Genomic DNA, 21,003 nt, shown 5'->3' with positions numbered 1-21,003 from the left:
GCTCACCCCGGCGGCGCAGTGCACCAGCACCTTCCCCTCCTCCACCATCGCGCCCAGCCGCTGCACAATGTGCGCCACGTCCTCCGGCGGGTTCCCGGGGCCGTCTATCAGCGGGAAGTGCACCACAGGCACCGGCGAGATGTACGGCGTGTACCGGTCCAGATTCAGAATCGAAGAAAAAATGCTCAGGTCCGCCTTGGAAGATGGATATTCAGAGATCGCGAGCTGTTCTGTCACCCAGTCCATAACAGGAGAATTGTAGCATTTGCCGCCCGCTCCCTGTGCTATCATCTTCTCCAGATACATCCGCACCTTGAGGCCCCATGACCCACTCCGTCCGCGTCCGCTACGCCCCAAGCCCAACGGGCATCCCCCACGTCGGCAACATCCGCACCGCCCTCTTCAACTGGCTCTTCGCCCGCCGCCACGGCGGCTCCTTCATCGTCCGCATTGAGGACACGGACCAGGCCCGCAAAGTGGAAGGCGCAACCCGCGCCATCCTGGAAAGCCTCCACTGGCTCGGTATAGACTGGGATGAAGGCCCTGACTGGCGGCCCGGTATGAGCGGTGACGACTTTGCCGGCAAGGGCACGTTCGGCCCCTACTTCCAGTCCCAGCGGCGCGACCTCTATCACCAGTGGGCGCAGACGCTCATCGCCGGCGGCCACGCCTATGTTTGCACCTGCGCTGCAGAGCGCCTGGAGGCCCTTCGCAAGCTCCAGCAAGAGAAGGGCATCCCGCCCATGTACGACCGCCACTGCCGCAGCAAGGACCTGCCCTCGGAGGGTCAGCACGTCATCCGCTTCAAGATCCCCATCGGCGGCGCCACCTCCTTCCATGACGTCATCCGCGGCGATATCACCTACAAGAACGAGACCCTGGACGATTTCGTCCTCCTCAAGTCGGACGGCTTTCCCACCTACCACCTCGCCAACGTCGTGGACGATCATTTCATGGAGATCACCCACGTCCTTCGCGCCGATGAGTGGCTCCCCAGCACCCCTCGCCACAAGCTGCTCTATGAGGCCTTCGGCTGGACGCCTCCCGTCTTCGCCCACATGCCCCTCATCCTGGGCCCGGACCGCTCCAAGCTCAGCAAGCGCCACGGCGCCACCTCTCTCCTGGAATACCGCGACCAGGGCTACCTGCCCGAGGCCATGATGAACTTCCTCGCCCTCCTCGGCTGGTCCCTGGACGACAAGACGGAAATCATCAGCCGCGATGACCTCATCAAGCACTTCGATGTGGCCCGTGTCGGCGCAACAGGGGCTATCTTCAACCTGGAGAAGCTCTCGTGGATGAACGGCCTCTACATCCGAGAGAAGATCGCCGAGGACGATCTCGCCGCCCGGATAGCCCCTATCCTGGAGCAAAAGCTTCCGCCGGAGGCCCTGCGCCCCGTTGATACGGCCTATGTCCGCGCTATCGTCCCCCTCATCAAAGACCGTATGAAAACCTTGAACGATGCCCCTGCCCTCTCCGATTTCTTCTTCCTGCCCAAGGTCTCTCCTGCAGAGAAAGACCTTGTCCCAAAGGGCATGGACAAGGCCGCCGCCGCAAAAGCCCTCGAAGCCGCCCTCGCCAGGGCCGAAGCCGCCGACCCGTTCGATGCGCCTACCCTTGAAGCCGCCATGCGTCCCCTCGCCGATCAGCTTGGCCTCAAAACGGGCCAACTCTTCGGCGTCGTCCGCGTTGCCGTCACCGGCAAAACGGCAACTCCTCCCCTCTTTGAAACCATGGCCGTCCTCGGCCGTGACCGCTGCCTCTCCCGGATGCGCTCCACCCTCCCCCTCCTCAAAAATTGACCCCCATCCGCTGCCTCCGTTCAGTGGATCATTCTCCACATCCTGAACCTTGCTCCCTGCTCCCTGAACCTCTTCCTCACCTCTGTGCTCTCTGTGCCCTCGGTGGATAAGCCCTCCCCTTCCCATTCAGCGACTTCAGTGTTCTCAGTGGATAGCTATTTCCCTCTCTCAAGTTGTCAGCCCTGCCCTAAACCGGTAAAATCTGAAGGTGCCCTGAATCCTTCGGGGTGGCACTTTGCGTTGGGGATTCGTCTAGCGGTAGGACAGCAGACTCTGGATCTGCGAGCCCTGGTTCGAATCCAGGATCCCCAGCCACATGGCGCATTCGTCTAGCGGCCAAGGACGTCGCCCTCTCAAGGCGAAAATCACGGGTTCGAATCCCGTATGCGCTACCAGAAACAATACACCGGAGGCGACAGCGGCAGTCGCACCTGGTACAATCGTCGGGTTGTGAGCATCTTACGACGGCGCGCGGGAGTGCGCCGGTAGCTTATGGAGGTCCCGTTCCGATGGCCTACGTCATCACCGAGCCCTGCGTCAACGTTAAAGACCTCTCCTGTGTGGAGGTCTGCCCGGTGGACTGCATCCACCCGCGCGATAGCGAGCCCGATTTCGCCGCGGCCAAACAGCTCTTCATCAACCCGGACGAGTGCATAGACTGCGCCGCATGCGAGCCCGTCTGCCCCGTCAACGCCATCTTCGAGGCTGATGCCGTTCCCGCCAACTGGAAGAACTACATCCAGACCAATAAAGACTTCTACAGTAACCGCAAGGTCTAGCCCAACACCCCGAGTCACGAGCAGAGGAGACCGCTGCCGACCTTCCTTCATCCGGCGCGCACGCGCGATAGGGAAGCGACGTAGCGGTCTCTCTTTGTCCCGGCAAGAGAAAGCAGGTCACCCATGGTCACCATCGAATCCACCCCGGATATGGTCAAGGGGAGCTACAAGCGCTCCCAGACCAACCTCGCCATCGTACGCAAGCGCCTCAACCGTCCAATGACCTTTGCTGAAAAGGTCGTCTACGGCCACCTGGATGACCCGCAGGGCCAGGAGATGGTTCCCGGCAAGAGCTACCTCCTCCTCAAGCCCGATCGCGTCGCCATGCAGGACGCCACGGCGCAGATGGCCCTCCTCCAGTTCTCTCAGGCCAACAAGGACTCCGTCGCCGTTCCCTCCACCGTCCACTGCGATCACCTCATCCAAGCCCGCGTTAACGCCGCCAAGGACCTCGCCGTTGCTGCTGCGGAGAATGACGAGGTCTACAAGTTCCTGGAGAGCGTCGCCAAGCGCTACGGTATCGGCTTCTGGAAACCGGGCTCCGGCATCATCCACCAGGTCGTCCTGGAGAACTACGCCTTCCCCGGCGGCATGATGATCGGCACGGACTCCCATACCCCCAACGCCGGCGGCCTCGGCATGGTGGCCTGCGGCGTCGGCGGCGCCGATGCCGTGGATGTCATGGCCGGCTTCCCCTGGGAAGTCCTCAACCCGGAGGTCATCGGCGTCAAGCTCACCGGCAAGATGAGCGGCTGGACCGCCCCCAAAGATGTCATTCTCTACCTCGCAGGCGTCCTCACCGTCGCCGGCGGCACCAACCGCATCGTCGAATACTTCGGCCCCGGCGTGGAGAGCATCTCCTGCACCGGCAAGGCCACCATCTGCAACATGGGCGCGGAGATTGGAGCCACCTGCTCCCTCTTCCCGTACGATAGGCGCATGGAGACCTACCTCCGTTCCACCCGCCGCGGCGACCTGGCCGATATCGCCAACGCCCATAAGGACCTCCTCAAGGCCGATCCCGAGGTGGAGTCGAACCCGAACAAGTTCTTCGCCCGCGTCATCGAGATTGACCTCTCCAAGCTCGAGCCCCACATCGTCGGCCCTCACACGCCCGACCTGGCGCGTCCCGTCTCCAAGATTGCTGAGGCCGTTGCCAAGGAGGGCTACCCGGATAGGCTCACCTCTGCCCTCGTCGGCTCCTGCACCAACTCCTCCTATGAGGACATCTCCCGCGCCGCCGATGTGGCCGAGCAGGCCAAGGCCCACGGCGCCAAGGTCGCCGCGCCCCTCCTCGTCACCCCCGGCTCCGAGTCCGTCCGCGCCACCATCGAGCGCGACGGCCAGATGAAGTCCCTGGAAGCCATCGGCGCAACCGTCCTCGCCAACGCCTGCGGCCCCTGCATCGGCCAGTGGAAGCGCGACGACATCAAGCCCGGCGAAAAGAACAGCATCATCAACTCCTTCAACCGCAACTTCCCCGCCCGCAATGATGGCAACGCCGCCACCGCCTCCTTCATCGCCAGCCCGGAGATCGTCGTCGCCTATGGCCTCGCTGGCCGCCTCTCCTTCAATCCCCTCAAGGACAAGCTCAAAGGCGCCGATGGCAAGGAGTTCCTCCTCGCGCCGCCCAAGCAGGCCCCGGAAGTCCCCGCCAAGGGCTTCGTGGGCGATCTCAACGGCTACCTCGCTCCCCCCAAAGATGGCCGTAGCGTTCAGATCGCCGTCTCCCCCACCAGCGACCGCCTCCAGATCCTCAAGCCCTTCGACCGCTGGAACGGCAAGGACATAGAAAAGGCCCCCGTTCTCGTCAAGGCCAAGGGGAAATGCACCACCGACCATATTTCCCCCGCAGGCGTCTGGCTCCGCTACCGCGGCCACCTCGATAAGATCAGCGATAACGCCTTCCTCGGCGCCATCAACGCCTTCACTGGCGAGGCTGGCAAAGGCCTCAATCAGCTCACCAGCGCCCGGGAGCCCTACCCCAAGGTCGCGCGCGCCTATAAGGCCGCAGGCCTCAAATGGGTCGTCGTTGGCGATACCAACTACGGCGAAGGCTCCAGCCGCGAGCACGCCGCCATGTCGCCGCGCTTCCTCGGCTGCGGCGCGGTCATCACCCGCAGCTTCGCCCGCATCCACGAATCCAACCTCAAGAAGCAGGGCATCCTGCCTCTCACCTTCGCCAACAGCGCCGACTACGAGAAGGTGCAGGAGACGGACAAGATCAGCATCCTCGGCCTCAAAGACCTCGCTCCCGGCAAAAACCTCCAAGCCGTCATCCACCACGCCGATGGCAAGGAAGACAGGATCGAGCTGAAGCACACCTTGAACCAGGAACAGATCGGGTGGTTCAAGGCCGGCTCTGCCCTCAACACCCTCACCAAACAGGCGTAGGCAGAAACGCCGGTTCTCGAAACGAAAAAGCCCCTCCCGTGAACCACGGGAGGGGCTTTCCTTTGCCTAGAAGAGAGCCGTTACTTGGGCTGGCCTGCCGCCCTCAGGTGTTCCCGGAACTTCGTGATCACCTGCCAGGCAGGCGTGATGACATGCCCGCCGTCCACTAGGAGTGTCGTCCCCGTCACATAGTCCGAATCGCTTGAGGCGAAAAAGACCGCCGCCCGCCCGATCTCCGAAGGCCTCCCCATCCTCGCCAGCGCCACCCGCGCGGGCAGAACCGCCATATACGCCGGGTCGCCCATCTGCTTCCGCGTCATCTCAGACTCCACCAGCCCCGGCGCGATGCTGTTCACGTTGATGCCGTGCTCCGCCAGCGCCAGCGCCGTCGTCTTCGTCAGCATGTTCATCCCCGCCTTGGAGGAGCAGTACGCCACGATGAACGGATACGGCAGCTGCTCATCCGTGGAGCTGATGTTGATGATGCGCCCCTGTCGCTTGTTCGCGATCCAGTACCGCGCCGCCGCCTGCGACCCCATGAACGCCGACTTCAGGTTCGTGTTCATCACCAGGTCCCACGTCTCATCCGTCAGGTCAATGAACGGCGTCGCCCGCAAGATGCCAACGTTGTTCACCAGGATATCTAGCCCGCCCAGCTCCCGCACGCACGTCGCCACCATCCGCTCGATGTCCGGGCGGTTGGATACGTCCGCCTGCACAAAGATAGCTCTGCGGCCGCTCTTCCTCAGCTCCGCCGCCGTTCGCTCTCCCCACTCCCTATTGATGTCCGCCACTGCTAGATCCGCCCCCTCCTTCCCGAGCTCCTCCTCGATCCCCTTGCCCACTCCTACCCCCGCCCCCGTCACAACCGCGATCTTGCCCGTAAGCCGCATAACGCACCTCCATCTCTGAGGCGCAGTCTGCCAGCTTCATCAGGCAACGATAAAAGGCAAACGTCATGGCATGAGGACGCCTTCCCAGGGCTTCGCCTAAAGAGACGCCGCTACTACATGCGGCCTCTCGGTGCACAAGCGTAGGGGTGAGACAAGCCTGTCTGATTCTTGGCGCGGCTCACCCATCCCCATCGGGCGCTCTGTGCGCCCCTATCCTCTGTCACCCCGAAAAGCAGCTATGCCAATTGCTGCGACGAAGGGCCTGCGCCGTCCAAGTTGCCTTCGCAACTCGCACCCTTGTAGGGGCGGCCCGATTCTATCGGAGAGGCCAGCCCATCCTCATCGGGCACCTCAAGTGCCCTTACCCTCTCCCAGAATCCAGCGAAGATGATCTCGTCCGCGCCATTCCGATGGCCTGTGCTCTTTCCCAAGAGCTTCGCTCTCCTTGGAGATCTGTTAGCCCTGTAGCTGCGAAAGGGCTAGGGATGAGTGAGGCCTCTCCCCTTACGCGTAATGCCCCAGGTAATATCCGCCCAGGATATGCACATGCGCATGATCCTGGCTCTGCATCGCGTCATGCCCCACATTCGTGATCAGCCGGTACCCGTTGGGGCAATACTTCTCCCCCATCTCCACCGCCACCTTCCCGATGGGCCCCATATCCTTCCACAGCTCCTGCTGGGCCATATGCTTCTTCGGCATCGCCAGCAGCATCACCGGCGCCCACTGCAGGATATTGTCAATGACGATGACCTCGTCATCCTCGTACCGGATCTTGGCGGGCGAGTGGCGCGCGATGATCTCGCAGAAGACGCAATAGGCGGCCATAGGTTAACCGGCGCGCCCCCTCGGCTTCTGCTGGCCCCCGCGCTGCGGCGCGTGCGAAGGCTTATCCCGGCCCGTGCGGTAGTCCCCCGCGCGAATCTCAAAGACGTTGCTCAGCCTCGGGTCGTTCACCCGCGACCGGATGCGCTCGTCCATCTCGTCCGCCGGCATCCGCGTGGTGATCACCGTCGGCAGCTCGTTCAGCGATCGGTAGTTCAGCAGCAGGTCCATCCGCTCCTGCACCCACGGGGAGTTGGCCGACTCCATGAAATCGTCCAAGATAAGCAGCCCCGCCCGCTTCACTCGATCGAAAATCTCATAGGCTGGCCCGGCCTCCCGCTCCCGCGAAAGGTTCGAGCGGAGAAAGTCCAGGAAATCGGGCACCAGCACGAACAGCACATCGTCGCCCTGCTTCCTGCGCTCGTTCGCGATGGCCATCGCCAGGTGCGTCTTCCCGCACCCGCTCCCGCCGATCAGCACCAGCCAGCCGTCCGGGTTGCGCGCGTACCCCTTCGCCAGGTTGTAGGCCTCTTGCAGGTTATCGCGCATCGCCCCCTTCAGGTCCATCCCTCCGGGGTCAAAGCTCTCGAACGTCAGCTTCGGCAGCACGATGTCCAGGCGCTCCGCGCCGTGGGCATTGTGACCCGGCTTCCGCGCCAGCGCCACGATTTGGCTGATGCTCGGGTCGCCCAACCGCGCGCCGATCCGCTCGTCCAGCCGCTCCACCGGGCCGTCCGTCGTCACGATCGTCGCCAGCCGGTGGTTATACCGGTGGCCCAAGATCTGGTTCAGCTTCTCCAGCGCCCACGGCGTCGGGCTCTCCGCGCCCAGGTCGTCCAGGATAAGGAGCGGCGCGTTCCGCACCTGCTCAAACAGCTCGTCATAGGCCACTGAACTGCTCGGCGCATAGGTGGAGCGCAGGTGGTCCAGCAGGTCCGCCGCCGAGATGAACAGCGCCGGGTCGCCCTGCCGCATCCGCTCGTTGGCGATCGCCGCCGCCAGCCGCGTCTTCCCCGTCCCCGGCGGCCCCGCGATCACCAGCCAGCCGTCCGGCTTCGCGGCATACTTCTTCGCCACCGCCATCGCCGTCGAAAGGAAGAGCGTCGCCCCGCCCGACTCCTTCGCCGCCTTCTGTTGCTCCTCGATGGTGTCGAACGTCACGCCCGTCAGCGATCCAAGGTTGCTATAGCGGGCCAGCCGGTCCGGCCGCCTCGCTTCCTGCTCCGTCAGCAGGCACTGGCACGGGAACAGCCTCCCGAAGTCCGGGTCGTTCAGCGGCACGTCCTTCCGCACCCAGCGGATGCCGCCGCAGCGGGGGCAATCGCTCTCCGCGCCGCTAGCTCCGCCGCTTGGTGACGTATCCGCCCTTGTATTCCCGGGACTGTTCGTCAGCCCGTACCTTTTCAGGACGTCCTTGATGCTTTCCACTGAACCTTCCCTGGTCCTGCCAGTTCTCCAAGATACGGTGGATATATCGCCAGTTCCGCTTATTCAGCCGTACCGCCTCCCGAAAGGCCTCCTCGATGAACTCCGGCGGATACTCCCCCTCCGCCTCCTTCAGCTCCTCCGCGATGAGCGGCGTCAGCATCCCGATATTCCGCTCATACAGCTCGTAGATCGTCCGCTTCACCGGCGCCGCGTCCGCGATCGGCTGCGCCTTCGGCATCGCCCCCAGGTCTATCTGCCCCCGCCTCGCCTGCTCGATCACCCGCTGGTCAGCCGGCGTATTGATGAAATATAACTGTTCGCTCGCGCCGTTCTTCTCCAGGTCCAGCCGCAGCAGCGTTCCCCGCGCCGTCGCCCGCTCCAGCCCTCGCGTCAGCTCCTTGCCCGGGTCCTTCCCCTCCAGCGCCAGGCCGGACACCAGGTCCAGGTCCCCGGCAAGCTCCTGCGCCGTGGCGAACCGGTACGGCCCCTTCTTCCACGCGAGGAGCCAGAATACATGTAACGTCACCTTCAGTTCAACCAGGTCGTCTATCAGCGGCAGCACGCCGCTGAAGAACAGGTTCGGGACCGGCGTCTTCTTCGACCAGTCCGGGAAGCCCTGAAAGGCGGCCATGCCCCTACCTCGATCGGACGAATGCGTTCCTGAACGTCGTTGTCTTCTCGTCGAAGTAGAGCTGCACCTTTCCCGTCGGCCCGTGGCGGTGCTTCTCCACGATCAGCTCCGCGATCCCCTTGGGGTAGGGCATGTCCGGGTGGAGCTTGTCCCACTCCTCCTCCGCCGTGATCTTGTCCTCCCGGTGGATGAACATCACCACGTCCGCGTCCTGCTCGATGCTGCCGCTTTCGCGAAGATCAAAGAGCGTCGGCCGCTGGCCCGGGCGCGTCTCCACCGCGCGGCGCAGCTGGGAGAGCGCCAGCACCGGCACGTCCAGGTCCCTGGCGATCCCCTTGAGCGACCGCGTAATGACGCTCAACTCCTGCGTGCGGTTCGTGCTGAACCCCGGCGAAGGCTCCCCCTGCATCAACTGCAGGTAGTCCACGATGATAAAGTCCAGCCCCGCCTCCATATGCAGGCGGCGCGCCTTGCTCCGCATCTCCACCACCGTCAGCATCGGCGTATCGTCTATCCAGATCGGCAGCTCCGCCAGCTCGCCGATCGCCTGGTGCAGCGCCGTCTCCTCCGCCTCCGGGTGGTCCCCCTGCCGGAACTGCCGCAGCCGCGTGGACTCGATCCGCGAGATGCTGGAGATCAGGCGGTCCACCAGCTGCTCCTTGCCCATCTCCAGGCTGAACACGCCCACATGCGCCCCTGACTTCTTGGAGGCGTTGTACGCCATATTCAGCGCCAGACTGCTCTTTCCTAAGCTGGGGCGAGCGGCAAGGATGATCAGGTCGGAGCGCTGGAGCCCTCCCAGCAGGCGGTCCAGGTCCACATAGTTCGTCGGGATCTGCGTCGGCGCGTCTGGGCGCTGGCGCTCCGTCAGCTTCTTCTCTTCAAGATACGTGTCAAGCACGTCCCGGATATGGACAAAGTCCCGGCTGCCGTCGCCGAGGCGCAGCTTGTAGATATAGTCCTCGGCCCTGCTGATCGCCTGGTCTACGTCCGGGTTGTCCTCATAGCCCACCTCCGCGATCGCCTCGGCAGCCCGGATCAGGCGGCGCATCATCGAAGTCCGCTGGACGATGCGCGCGTAATGCTCGATGTGCGCCGAGGTGGGAACCTTCAGGATCAGCCCGGCGATGAACCCCGGACCGCCCATGGACTCCAGTACGCCCCTGCGCTGGAGCTCGTGCGTCAGCGTCACCTGGTTGATCGGCTCGCTGCGCTCGAAGAGCGCCACGCATGCCTGAAAGGCATTGCGGTTGCGGTCCGCGGAAAAGTCCTCGGCTTTAACGAGGGTCGCGACTCGGGGAAGACTCTGGCCGTCAATCAGGAGAGAGCCGATGACCGCATCTTCCGCCTCCGTATCTTGGGGCGGCAATCGGTTCGGGTACACGGCATCCCCTTAGCTGGCTGCGGCGGCTTTGTCCTCGGCGGCTTCCGGCGCCTTCGCCTCTGGCTTCTTCTCGCCCTCGAGCGTCTGGATCACCTCTTCGGCCGTCGGCTCTTCAGCCGCCTCGCCGGAGGCCACCACCGCCACCTTCACCTTCGGCTCGATGCCGGGAAACAGCTTCACCGGCACGGTGTAGGTCCCCAGCGTCCTGATCGGATCCATCACCAGGCGGCGGCGGTCAATCACCCGGCCCGCCAGCTTGCCCACCTCTTCAGCCACGTTGGCGTTCGTGATGGAGCCGTACAGCCGGTCGTTCCGTCCGGCCCGCGCCTTGATCGTGATCGTCGCGCCGTTCAGCTTCTCTCCCAGCGCCTTCATATCGGTCTCGGCGGCATCTTTCCGCTTCGCCGCGGCCGCCTGCAGGCCCTTCACCCGGTTCATCTGGTCCGCCGTCGCCGGCACGGCCAGCTTCTGGGGCAGAAGGAAATTCCGGGCGAAACCCGGCTTCACATCCTTGATATCGCCTGCGTAGGCGGTACCCACCACATCTTGCAGGAAGAGCACCTTCATGGACACACCATCCTAAAGTCAATACAAGGGGGAGCGAAAGAGACGCACTCTATTATAAGAGAGGCGCAACGTCTGGACAAGAAGCGCCTGGCTGCCTACCGCAAGGGGTCGCCTTTTTAGCATAGAGCGCCCTCGGCAGCAGGGCTAGAAGCCGCTCGATCGAGACAAGAGCAACAGTCGTTCCATCACGCCGTTCAACTTCAACCACCATATCATGCGTGCGTACGTCACTGAGCACTGCTGACCAATGTCTCCTCAGATAGCTAACGGTGGCTCGCTTGTGTGCCTTGCTCACGCTTCCTCCCCCCTTACCCTGCCACCGCCCGCTTCAACCCCTCATGCCACGCCTCGCTCGCCTCCGCCAGCGGCACGCTCACCCCGCCCGGCATCGCGATCGCCTTCCCGCCCACAACCCCTATCTTCGCCAGGGGCACATTCGCCGCCTTCGCCATCGCCTCCAGCTTCGCCGCGTCCTTCGCCGCAAGGGAGACGACGATCCGCGACTGCGCCTCGCCGAAGAGCGCCGCGTCAGCCCGGCCTAGCAGCCTCCAGTCTCCCGTGAAACCACGTTCGCCGATGATGCACGACTCCGCGATCGTCACCGCCAGCCCGCCGTGCGAGCAATCATGCGCCGATTTCAGGATCCCCGCGCCGATGGCGTCCAAGACCAGCCGCTGGAGCCGCTGCTCCAGGTGCAGATTGATCTTCGGCATCCCCGCCACCTTGCCGTGGATCACCGCCAGGTACTCGCTCCCGCCCAGCGTCGCCGCGTCCTGCGTCTGGTCGCCCAGCAGGTAGACCGCGTCGCCGTCCGCCTTGAAGCCGGCGCTGCACCGCCGTTCGATATCCTCCGTCAGCCCCAGCGCCCCAACGATGGGCGTCGGATAGATCGCCTCGCCCCGCGTCTCGTTATACAGGCTCACATTCCCGCTGATGACCGGAGCGTTCAGCAGGCGGCAGGCCTCCGCCATCCCGGCGATGACTTGTTCCATCTGGTAAAAGACCTCCGGCTTCTGCGGGTTGCCGAAGTTCAGCCCGTCCGTGATGGCGATGGGCTCCGCCCCGACGCAGACCACATTGCGGCAGGCTTCCGCCACCGCAATCGCGCCGCCCGCCTTGGGCTCCAGGTAGCACAGCCGCCCGTCGCCGTCCGTCGCCAGCGCGATCCCCTTGTTCGTCCCCTTGATCCGCAGCAGGGCGCCATCGCCACCGGGTCCCACCACCGTGTTGTCTATCACCTGGTGGTCGTACTGCCGGTAGACAGGCCGCCGGCTCGCGATATTCGGGGAGCCCAGGAGCCGCACCAGGATCTGGCTCATGGACTCCTTCGGCAGAGGCAGCTTCGAAAAGTCGAACCGCTGCAGCTCGTCCAGCCACGCAGGCCGCTTCGATGGCGGGCGGTACTGCGGCGCCTCGCTCATCAGCCGCGCCGAAGCCTCCACCACCTGCGCCGGCCCGTCAAAGATGCGCACCATGCCGTCGTCCGTCACCTCGCCGATGATCTCGGACGTCAGGTCCCACTTATTGAAGATCTTCTTGATGTGCGGCTCGTGCCCGCGCTTCACCACCACCAGCATCCGCTCCTGGGACTCCGAGAGCATCACTTCGTAGGGCGTCATCCCCTGCTCACGGCGCGGCACCTTGCTCAGGTCCATGCGGATGCCCGTGCCGCCCTTGTACGCCATCTCCACCGATGAGCTGGTGAGTCCCGCCGCCCCCAGATCCTGCATCCCCACGATGTGGTCCGTCGCCGCCACCTCCAGGCATGCCTCGATGAGGCACTTCTCCATGAAGGGGTTCCCCACCTGGACGGCGCTCCGCAGCTCCCGCTCCTCCTCGAACGTGCGGGAGGCGAGCCCCGAAGCCCCGTGGATGCCGTCGCGCCCCGTGTCCGCGCCCACCAGCATCAGCGTGTTCCCCTTGCCCACCGCCCGGGCCGAGACGAAGCCGTCGCTCTTGATGATGCCGACGCACATGGCGTTCACCAGGGGATTCTCCGCATAGCAATCGGCGAAGACGATCTCGCCGCCGACGTTCGGGATGCCGAGGCAGTTCCCGTAGTGCGAGATGCCGCCGACGACCCCGTTGAAGAGATAGCGGTTCCTGGGCGTGGTGAGGGGGCCGAAGCGGAGCGAGTTCAGTAGCGCGATGGGCCGCGCGCCCATGGTGAAGACGTCCCTCACGATGCCGCCGACGCCCGTCGCCGCGCCTTGAAAGGGCTCGATGGCCGACGGGTGGTTGTGCGACTCAATCTTCATCGTGATCGCCCAGCCGTTGCCGATGTCCACCGCCCCGGCATTCTCCGCCCCCGCCTTCACCAGCACGCGCGCGCCGCTGTTCGGGAACATCTTCAGCAGGGCCTTGGAGTGCTTATAGCCGCAATGCTCGCTCCACAGGGAGCCGAACATCCCCAATTCCACGGGCGACGGCTCACGCCCCAGCCGCTCCACGATCATGTTGTACTCAAGCTCGGTGAGGGCCACCTCATCGAGCATCTCTTTGGTGATGGGCATGGGAACATCCTAGGAGGGTAGTGCGCGTACCATCCTAGCACAGGGGAGGGGAGAGCCAAGATATGGGAGCGGTGAATCTTGGGTGAAGAGGATTGCCCGCTCGGCGGAGCCGAACGTTCGGAGAGGAGAGCCCTCTCCCAAGCCTATCCCCAAAGGGAAGGGGAGGCGAGCGCGGAAGCTGTTAGTAAGCGTTACGCGGGCGGCGCTCCGGCGCGACCCCCGAAGAGCAGAGGGTGCAACCGGAGCACATCTTTTGGTGTGAGCGAGGGCCGGCCCTGGGGCTCACGTTGTTCGATTCCCGGCGAATCGGGCGAGCGCTCCTTTGCCGCCGACCTCTTTGGGAGGGAGGGCGGCGTATGGTTCCCCAGCCAGGAAGGCGATGTCCCCGATGGAAGCAAGGGCGCGGGAGGGATGGGCGGGCGCACTGACAGAAGGAGGCCCTTCCGGGCGACGTTCCGTCTCCGCCGACACAGAGCCCATGCCGGTGGGCCGTTGCGGCCCAGGAGGGAGTCTTGAGGACCCAAAGCCTCCTGGCCATGCAAGGGCATAGGGCACGGCAGATGGGCCGGGCTTATGAGAAGAGGTCACGCCAGCCGCCACACCAGCCTCCTTGCTCCGTCGCGACGGGGAGCGGGGCGACCGTCCGGGGCGCGGGACAGAGACCCGCGCAACACTTCTGAACGTTGGCGCCTTGCCCCGTCCGCACCGGTTGCGGAAGGAGAGGGCGTCCAAGGAACGAAGCCGTCCGGCATCCAGGCTCTCCATCGTTTTATTCGAGGGCCACCCGCGTAACGGCCAAAGGACGAGGGAGGCACATGGCTACGCGCAGCTTTCTGTGATTCCACACGTCATTTGTCCTAGCGAAGGCTCCTACAATTCAAATATACGTCTATTGTCAATAGGACAGTGACATGAAAACCTAGGATCAAATGAGTCCTCGAGCCTGGTGAGGAGCTCTCTGGAACGTTTACGTTTCAGAGAGCTCAAGCGGTCGATCAGAAGTCTTGATTTGTTCAAGCTGATTGATGTAGTCAAGGGGAAGATGCCAAAACTTTGCGCCCTCGGTAATTAGGCGCTTGTATTCAGTATTTGGTAGGGGAGGGTCTTGCTGGGGAACAGCTAAGTAGAGCCATGCGGATATTGGCTTGCTCTCATCGCCATCGGCGTAGACGTGACGCTCCTCTCTGACGTAAGAATTAGAGTTACGGTTTCGGCCGGGTTGGTATCCCTCAGATCGGTCCAGGTTACCAATGTCGATGTCAGCTATTTCGTATACCACGCCCCAGACGTCCGAACCGGTCTCATGTTGGATCCCAGCTACGCCGTGACCATTCTTATTCTTGCGGGGAAAGACAAGGCAATAATCCTTCAGCTTGGCTATACATACGAATCGCGCTGAAGGACAGCGCAGTCTTGCCTGACGCCAGTCCATATTTGACCCGTATGCAAACGCGAGCATTACCCGAGCGCCTTGAAACACTTGTAGCAGAGCGGCTTTGCATAGGTCACGGGCTCGTTGGCACCGCAGGAGTGACAGAACTTCTCTGTATAGTCTGGGTTTTCATACTCGGCCCACAGGTCATAGCAGTCGTCACAAAGGGGGTAATTCGGGTCAAAGCCGATTCGGTCGCTGCATCGGATGCACAGCCCAATCCCGATACTTTTGGGAGCGGACCTCGGCGCCGGACGAGAGACATCTACCCCTGTGGAGCGCGCTTGTCCCCAAGGAGCAGCGAAAGGGAGGAGTCCGTCCACATAGGCACGAACGGCGGCTTGGCTTTCGGGATCCGAGACTACGAGAGCAATCTCATGCGAATTGCTAGCCGAATAATTGTAAAAGTTCATCGAGCTCACGACGACTTTGGAGTCGCCGCAGTAGACCTTCGCATGGAGGTTTGGTACCGCTAGGACTTCCACCTTCATCGCAAGCAGTTTCGCGACCTCTTCAGGTTTGGCACCTTGTTCCCCAGACCTCACGAGGAATCGGACGCGAACTCCACGATGTACGGCACTTTGAATCACTTTCTCGGCGTGTCCCCAAAGTTGAACGTATGGAGAGACGATGACGACGTTGCCTTTCGCCGTCCGGATGACGGAAAGAATAGCCGGAGCGATCTCTTCGTCGGAATTTACACTTAACGGTAACGGCATAGTGCTCCTTCTGATTCACCCTAGACCTGTTGACTTGACCGAATCTGCGTCACCGCTATCCCGAAACAATTCCTTTTGGACGGGGATTTGTTACATGTTGGGAGTTCCAGGTCTGTTGATTCCTGCCCGACTCTTCCTAAATCATAAAAGGCCGCATACCGCGAGTTGGCCCGTTGGGTTGTAACGACGGCCAGTTACGGTCTCAAGAGTTGCTTAATGTATGCGAGCAGTTTGCTGGTTTCGCGATCAGGGTCGCGGAACCAATCGGTTGACCAAATCCTATATATGTTCCACTTCTTCTGCCGGAGGACGTCTTCCCTTAGGCGATCACGGTCTCGGGCAGATTTAGCTGAATGGTATGTGGCACCGTCACACTCTATGCCAAGAAGAAAAACATCAGGCTTTCTTGGATCTTTGACCCCTAAATCTATGAAATATCCAGCTACACCGACCTGGGGCACCACATCAAACCCTTGCTGCCTAAGACGATTTGCAACAACTATCTCAAAGTCAGTATCTGGCTCTCGGCCTGAGGTCGTTCCGGCGTCCAATTTACCTGTAGAGGAATAAACCAAATAGTCTTTAAGAATGCCTACCCCACGCCGAGTAGACTCATTGGGAAGAATGTCGGTCGAAGCCATGGAAGAGAACACCACAACCTTTTCCTTGGCGCGAGTAAATAGGACATTTAGGCGACGATGGCCGACCACGGAGTTGATAGGGCCGAAGCGCTGATGTACCCGTGCACCAGGTTGTTCAGGGCCATAGACCGTAGAAATAAAAATGACATCTCGCTCGTCCCCTTGTACGTTCTCGAGATTCTTCACAAACATTGGCTCAAGTGTGCCTTCCCAGTAGATTCGGTACTTTTCGGCTTGGGTATCTCCGGCCAGCAAGCGGTCAATCTCCTCGGCGACTATATCTCGCTGTTTCTGATTGATTATTGCAACACCAAGTGAGCGGCGATCGGCCTCGGGCAACATCGCTTGCTTATGCATAAATTCAACCGCCGCTAGAGCCACCGCCTGCGCCTCTGGCAAGTTGACTCCGCCTTTGTAGAGGCCATCAACCTTCCTGAATTCGATTCCATAATCCGCGTGCCTTTTCATTGCAGTTGGGAAAATAGTCAGGCTTTGGTTATAGAAGTTTTTGTTCGAAAACGCAATGAGACTTTCATGACGGGAGCGGTAGTGCCATCTTAGTTCTCTGTGAGGTTGATAGATTGAACGAGCTTGATCAAGAATTGATGTGTTTTCTACAGCATCCTCATTTTCCTCATCGTCATCAATCGTGGTTTCAGTTCGCTCAAAAAAGGAGGTAGGTGGTAGTTGTTGCTCATCCCCAACAACTACTAGCTGTTTGCCACGAGCAATCCCACCGATAGCCTCTTCAGGGCGCATCTGCGAAGCTTCATCAATTACGACCAAGTCAAACTCAATGTTGCCAGGTTGAAGGAACTGCGCTACCGATGCTGGTGACATCATCCAACATGGTTTCATTTCTTGGATCGCATCGTCAGCGCGCTTCATAAGCTCACGCAATGGTATATGACGCCTTTCTTTGGCTATCTCATGTAGAATTAGAGCTCGTTGAGTCCACTCTTTTTTCGGACCCGAACCAACACCAGGCGATATGAGCCTCCTAGAAAGCTCCGAAGCCAGCCTTTGCCTTTGAAGTTTGGAGATTCTTTTGTCAATTTCTTGGAAACGTCTCCGAAGGCTCTCATGGTGAATACCGGAAAACTCATTGATTTCAGGATAGCGCTTGTAGGCCTCAGCCAAAATCGATCGATAGAACACGTAGTTGAACGCCATCGTGCTGTTAGTAAGCGGTGTCTCCGCATTCTCGTACGCTTCTAAGATTGATGCCAGCCCTAGTTCCTCGACATGCAGCCGAAGCCGGTTGTGTTCAACCCATGAAGGCAACAATCCTGAATGGTCAATCGCTACTGATACCCTTTCTGCGCAGCGCCCCAACGAATCTAACTCAAAATCCTTTGTTCGGAAAAAGACCCCGTAATCAATTCGAACTGTTTGACTGAGTTTTTCTCGAATCGTCCCCTCGCGTTGGAGCGCCTTGCTTACGGTGTCGGATAGAAATTGCACCTTTTCATGAGTCAGGTGTTTTAGCGCGTCGAAGAGCGCAGGTTTCTTATCTTTTTCCAACGCTTGGTTCCTGAGTTTGGTTGCTAGGTCGACTGTCCGAGCCAACAGCCAAATATCTGTCTTCACGCCCTCGAAGACGGGCCCTAGGATGGCCCTGAGCTCTGGGGCTACAGCATCTATCGTCGATTTACGCTCATAAACGGCTGAGATCCTCTTAGCTATGTCTGGCACCGCAGACAAAGAGGTAGTGTCCTTTAGCTTTGCTTTCTTTGCGGAGCGATAGATTCTGTCAATTGTTTCTGCAGCGGAAGCACAGCTTTCTCGGACTAAACGTAGATCGCTACCTTCACCTGCCGGTAAGCCAACGGAGATGTATTCCTTCAAAAGGAATTCGATCTCCTTGCAAGTTTCCTCCGTTATTTCTGAAAGAATGCCTTCAATTTTTGATGGGGACTCTTCCAGAAGCAATTTCCTAGCTTCCCTTGCAAATGGCTCTTGGCCGGAGAACTTCTCATTCACCGCGCTTGCGAAGCTTTGCACTTTCAGCAATGAGGCAAAATCAGAATCAATCCCAAGAAACTCCATTCCGCAAATGGCCTTAAGCTCTGAACTTTCAGAGAATGTTGCGACTTCCTCAAGATACGTGGCTATGTCATCAAGATGTTTTGATTTCAATTCTCTTTGGACAGGGGAGTGGTTCTTGCAGCTTGATAACCAGGTTTGGCAAGCGGCCTTGTAGCGCTTGCCTAAGAGGCGTTCCACCAAGCCAGCATTTTTTATGATTTTGGCTTGTTCGCGATATGAAGCCGATGAAACTCTGGGATCTAGAATGAAATTCTCTGAGATATAAATGCGTGCCTTTTTTAGACGCGATGCTTGCGTTTCCGCATCGACCAAATGGCGACGCACATGATCAGGAAATAGCGATGGAAGACGTTTCCTTAGAACTTCCGGCGCAGTCGTACGGGCAATGCTTAGGGCGTCAAGCAAGATTCTCAAACGCTGAGGGTGTAAAGGCGCATTTGGATCAGTGAGTGCGACCAGCCTTCTGACTAGCACCAACCGATCGTCAATGCTTTGGGCAACATGTCGAAATTCTCCTCTGTATTTCGGAAGTGACCCGATTAGTGTATATGTCTGAATCTTACTAATCGGATCAGAAAGTTTTGCGGTCGAAGGTTCAATCTCTTTAAGTATCGTTACTAATTCCTGAAAAGCTACTGCTGACGCTAAGTCGTATTTGCCAGACTCTACGTCAAGAAGCAAATTCTCAGTCTGAGCATGCCAGGACTCGACCGAGGAGCAAAATACCTTCACTTCCTTCATTATTTCCGGATCGTACAGATTTCCCAATACCCTAAAATCAACAATCCCCTGTTCCTTCGGTAAGGTATCGAGGAGTGAAGCCCAAAAATGCAGTGAGTTAATCGTTGCAATGCCCGTAATACCTATCTGAGACTCCAACATAGCGCTGACTTCGCGGAGGGCGTTTAATGTAGATTGCCACTCCTCAAGAACTTTTAATAACTGTTCCTGTTGAAAAGGCGACAAATCACTGTCATCGACCCCCGACCAAGGGTGGCGCGATCGGATTTGATACTCAGGAGGAAATGATCTCAGTATGTGTTCCAGCGAAGACAGCGCCGTCCGTTGGGTATCCAAGTCAAAAGCTGTTAACTTGGTGGCTTTGCCTACCTTGGCGACATCTAACGTGGCTGGTAGCAGCGATGCTTTAGCTAGATCTCTGGCCCTTAACCCGGCCCAGAACAAATCGTGGAGTTTTTCCCCTGTATCTCCACAGTTGTCGTTCATAATGTCTGCATAGCGTGTAAGCCGTTCTCGGAGTCTCTGAAACTCACTTAGCGCCTTATCCAATTCCGACGGGTCTGGCAGCCCCGACATTGCCAAGCGTTTGGAAAGGGAATTGAGGACTTCCTTCTTATGGGCTTTGGTCGAGTGCAGTTCTAATATGAAGTCTCCAAGACCAGCGTCATCTAGCCTTTTCTTTACGACATCTAGTGCAGCCATCTTTTCCGCCAAGAAGAGAATGGACTGGCCTTTGCTCAAGGCAGCCGCAATGAGATTGGTTATGGTCTGGCTTTTTCCTGTCCCAGGAGGGCCTTTTATTACAAGGTTTCTCCCTTCCATGATGTCAACGATGGCTGAGAACTGAGATGAGTCTGCATCAGTGATAAGCAACGGAACTTTTCGCTCGATTTTCGGCTTATCGACGTCATATTCTTCTGGGTGGATGGAGTCCGTTTGCTCGTGGCCGGAAAGCAAGTCATTTAGAATAGGCTTGGCGTCCAATGGGTCATGTCCAGGCCACCTTGTTGGATCTAGATCGTGATACATAGCCAGGCGAGCGAACGAGAATAAACCGAAATTCACAAACCTACGGACCCGCCAGCGCTTGTGGTCTTTAATGCCGGATTGAACCTTTGCAAAATAAGATTCAGGGGTGTCCTCTTCCTCTAGCTCAGGAAGAACAAACCCAAAATCCCTGGACAAACGCTCCTGTAACGTCAGATTGATTTCGGTTTCGTCCCCAGTAGTAACTATGGAGTAACGGTAGGTCTGTCTTACTAGCGTTCGCTCTATCTTCACAGATTGGAAAAGTAGCGGAGAGAAAAAGGGGCTGTCGGCTGATTCTGATTCATACCACTCCAAAAATCCGAACACTGCGAATAAGACATTGACGCCCATCTCTGAAAATGCAGTGCGGGCGCCATCACGAATTGCACTCAAACGAGACTCCATTAAATCTGGAAAGAGTAGCGTTTGGATATAGTTATCGCCATGCGACTTCTTTTGTTCGCCCGCGGATTGCCGGGGTAAATCCCATGAGGGGTCTAAGCCTTTTGCTTTTGCATATTCCTGAGGTGACATAGTTTCTTGGGTCGCACGTGGCTTCCACCCCAGCCGGCGGCGAACTCGATCTCTCAACATTCTTTCAATCCTCTGCCCCGCGGCTGAGATCTCGTCTTCATTTTCTAACTTGGATCGGTCCTTTAAATATTGTTCATCAGTCAGCCGCGCTTCAGCCAGCGCTAACGCAAACTCACCAGACTTTTCATCTGAAAGCCATTCGCTAGGCTCAGGAAGAGCTGCAAAAATTAGCTCTTTCTCGGAAATTATTCTGTCAAAGAGGACATTAGGTAATTCGTCGATAACCCTAACCTGAGTACGGCTTTTCTGGTTAAACCTGAAGTTAACTAGTCGATTCCGATTCGTTAAATCTAGAAGTCGACTCCTCAGATCAGCAATGGAGTTTGCGGTAATGCGGCGACGGATGTCTTGCGCTTTATCGGCCATCTCTTCGGGTACCTCCATCAACTTTCCCTGATTGACCGCATACCTACTATTTCTTTCGCTTCCTTCCGTCGAGTCTGCGGGCCCTTTCATGGGACCTCGGTAGAAAGGGGCGTCGTGGCCCTAGGGCGCGGCAGCACTTGACGCTCACTTGAAACCCTCGTTGGGGGTAGAGGAATCCCGAGGATACCGTGATCCATGTGCCACTTAAGCCCA

Annotated in this window: 14 protein-coding genes and 2 tRNA genes; 5 read left to right on the top strand and 11 right to left on the bottom strand. The window is 59.3% G+C overall.

Annotated features, from left to right (window positions below):
- On the bottom strand, positions 1-246 hold a 246-nt coding region (locus tag FJ039_06155; GenBank protein ID MBM4405749.1), incomplete at its 3' end, for a hypothetical protein.
- A 77-nt stretch (positions 247-323) separates the two neighbouring features.
- Between FJ039_06155 and FJ039_06150 the strand changes: the two genes are divergently transcribed.
- From FJ039_06150 to FJ039_06130, 5 genes are all read left to right on the top strand, one after another.
- Positions 324-1,805 (top strand): glutamate--tRNA ligase, encoded by a 1,482-nt coding sequence (locus FJ039_06150; protein ID MBM4405748.1) that lies wholly within the window; start codon positions 324-326, stop codon positions 1,803-1,805.
- 241 nt (positions 1,806-2,046) lie between these two features.
- Positions 2,047-2,120 (top strand) — tRNA-Gln (locus FJ039_06145).
- 3 nt (positions 2,121-2,123) lie between these two features.
- Positions 2,124-2,200: transfer RNA gene (locus tag FJ039_06140), tRNA-Glu, on the top strand.
- 114 nt (positions 2,201-2,314) lie between these two features.
- Positions 2,315-2,584 carry a ferredoxin family protein gene (locus FJ039_06135; GenBank protein ID MBM4405747.1) on the top strand — a complete coding sequence of 90 codons (270 nt, stop codon included), beginning with the start codon at positions 2,315-2,317 and terminating at the stop codon, positions 2,582-2,584.
- A gap of 123 nt (positions 2,585-2,707) precedes the next feature.
- Positions 2,708-4,978, top strand: a complete 2,271-nt coding sequence (locus FJ039_06130) for an aconitate hydratase (protein ID MBM4405746.1) — start codon at positions 2,708-2,710, stop codon at positions 4,976-4,978.
- A gap of 80 nt (positions 4,979-5,058) precedes the next feature.
- On the opposite strand, the gene FJ039_06125 is transcribed toward FJ039_06130, so the two are convergent.
- From FJ039_06125 to FJ039_06080, 10 genes are all read right to left on the bottom strand, one after another.
- A complete protein-coding gene (locus tag FJ039_06125) occupies positions 5,059-5,871 on the bottom strand; it encodes a glucose 1-dehydrogenase (GenBank protein ID MBM4405745.1) in 813 nt (270 codons plus the stop codon).
- 504 nt (positions 5,872-6,375) lie between these two features.
- A complete protein-coding gene (locus FJ039_06120) occupies positions 6,376-6,699 on the bottom strand; it encodes an HIT domain-containing protein (protein ID MBM4405744.1) in 324 nt (107 codons plus the stop codon).
- A 3-nt stretch (positions 6,700-6,702) separates the two neighbouring features.
- Positions 6,703-8,124: an AAA family ATPase gene (locus FJ039_06115; protein ID MBM4405743.1), complete on the bottom strand. Its 1,422-nt coding sequence runs from the start codon at positions 8,122-8,124 to the stop codon at positions 6,703-6,705.
- Complete coding sequence (locus FJ039_06110; protein ID MBM4405742.1) at positions 8,033-8,755, bottom strand: DnaD domain protein; 723 nt, start codon at positions 8,753-8,755, stop codon at positions 8,033-8,035. Before FJ039_06110 ends, FJ039_06115 begins: the two co-directional genes overlap by 92 nt.
- Positions 8,756-8,759: 4 nt before the next feature.
- The gene (gene dnaB / locus FJ039_06105; protein MBM4405741.1) at positions 8,760-10,139 is read right to left on the bottom strand and encodes a replicative DNA helicase; all 1,380 of its coding nucleotides are present in this window, start codon (positions 10,137-10,139) and stop codon (positions 8,760-8,762) included.
- Positions 10,140-10,148: 9 nt separating this feature from the next.
- Positions 10,149-10,706, bottom strand: coding sequence for a 50S ribosomal protein L9 (locus FJ039_06100; protein ID MBM4405740.1), 558 nt, complete (start codon positions 10,704-10,706; stop codon positions 10,149-10,151).
- Positions 10,707-11,014: 308 nt separating this feature from the next.
- The gene (gene purL / locus FJ039_06095; GenBank protein ID MBM4405739.1) at positions 11,015-13,219 is read right to left on the bottom strand and encodes a phosphoribosylformylglycinamidine synthase subunit PurL; all 2,205 of its coding nucleotides are present in this window, start codon (positions 13,217-13,219) and stop codon (positions 11,015-11,017) included.
- 967 nt (positions 13,220-14,186) lie between these two features.
- Positions 14,187-14,678 (bottom strand): gamma-glutamylcyclotransferase, encoded by a 492-nt coding sequence (locus FJ039_06090; protein ID MBM4405738.1) that lies wholly within the window; start codon positions 14,676-14,678, stop codon positions 14,187-14,189.
- On the bottom strand, positions 14,678-15,370 hold the full coding sequence (locus FJ039_06085; protein ID MBM4405737.1) for a hypothetical protein: 693 nt from the start codon (positions 15,368-15,370) through the stop codon (positions 14,678-14,680). Before FJ039_06085 ends, FJ039_06090 begins: the two co-directional genes overlap by 1 nt.
- 194 nt (positions 15,371-15,564) lie before the next feature.
- Positions 15,565-20,880, bottom strand: a complete 5,316-nt coding sequence (locus FJ039_06080) for a DUF4011 domain-containing protein (GenBank protein MBM4405736.1) — start codon at positions 20,878-20,880, stop codon at positions 15,565-15,567.
- Positions 20,881-21,003 lie beyond the last annotated feature (123 nt).

It is taken from the genome of Chloroflexota bacterium (assembly GCA_016875535.1).
Lineage (GTDB): Bacteria > Chloroflexota > Dehalococcoidia > SHYB01 > SHYB01 > VGPF01.
Note: the sequence above shows the minus strand (reverse complement) of the source record. Positions and strands in the feature narration are given on the sequence as shown.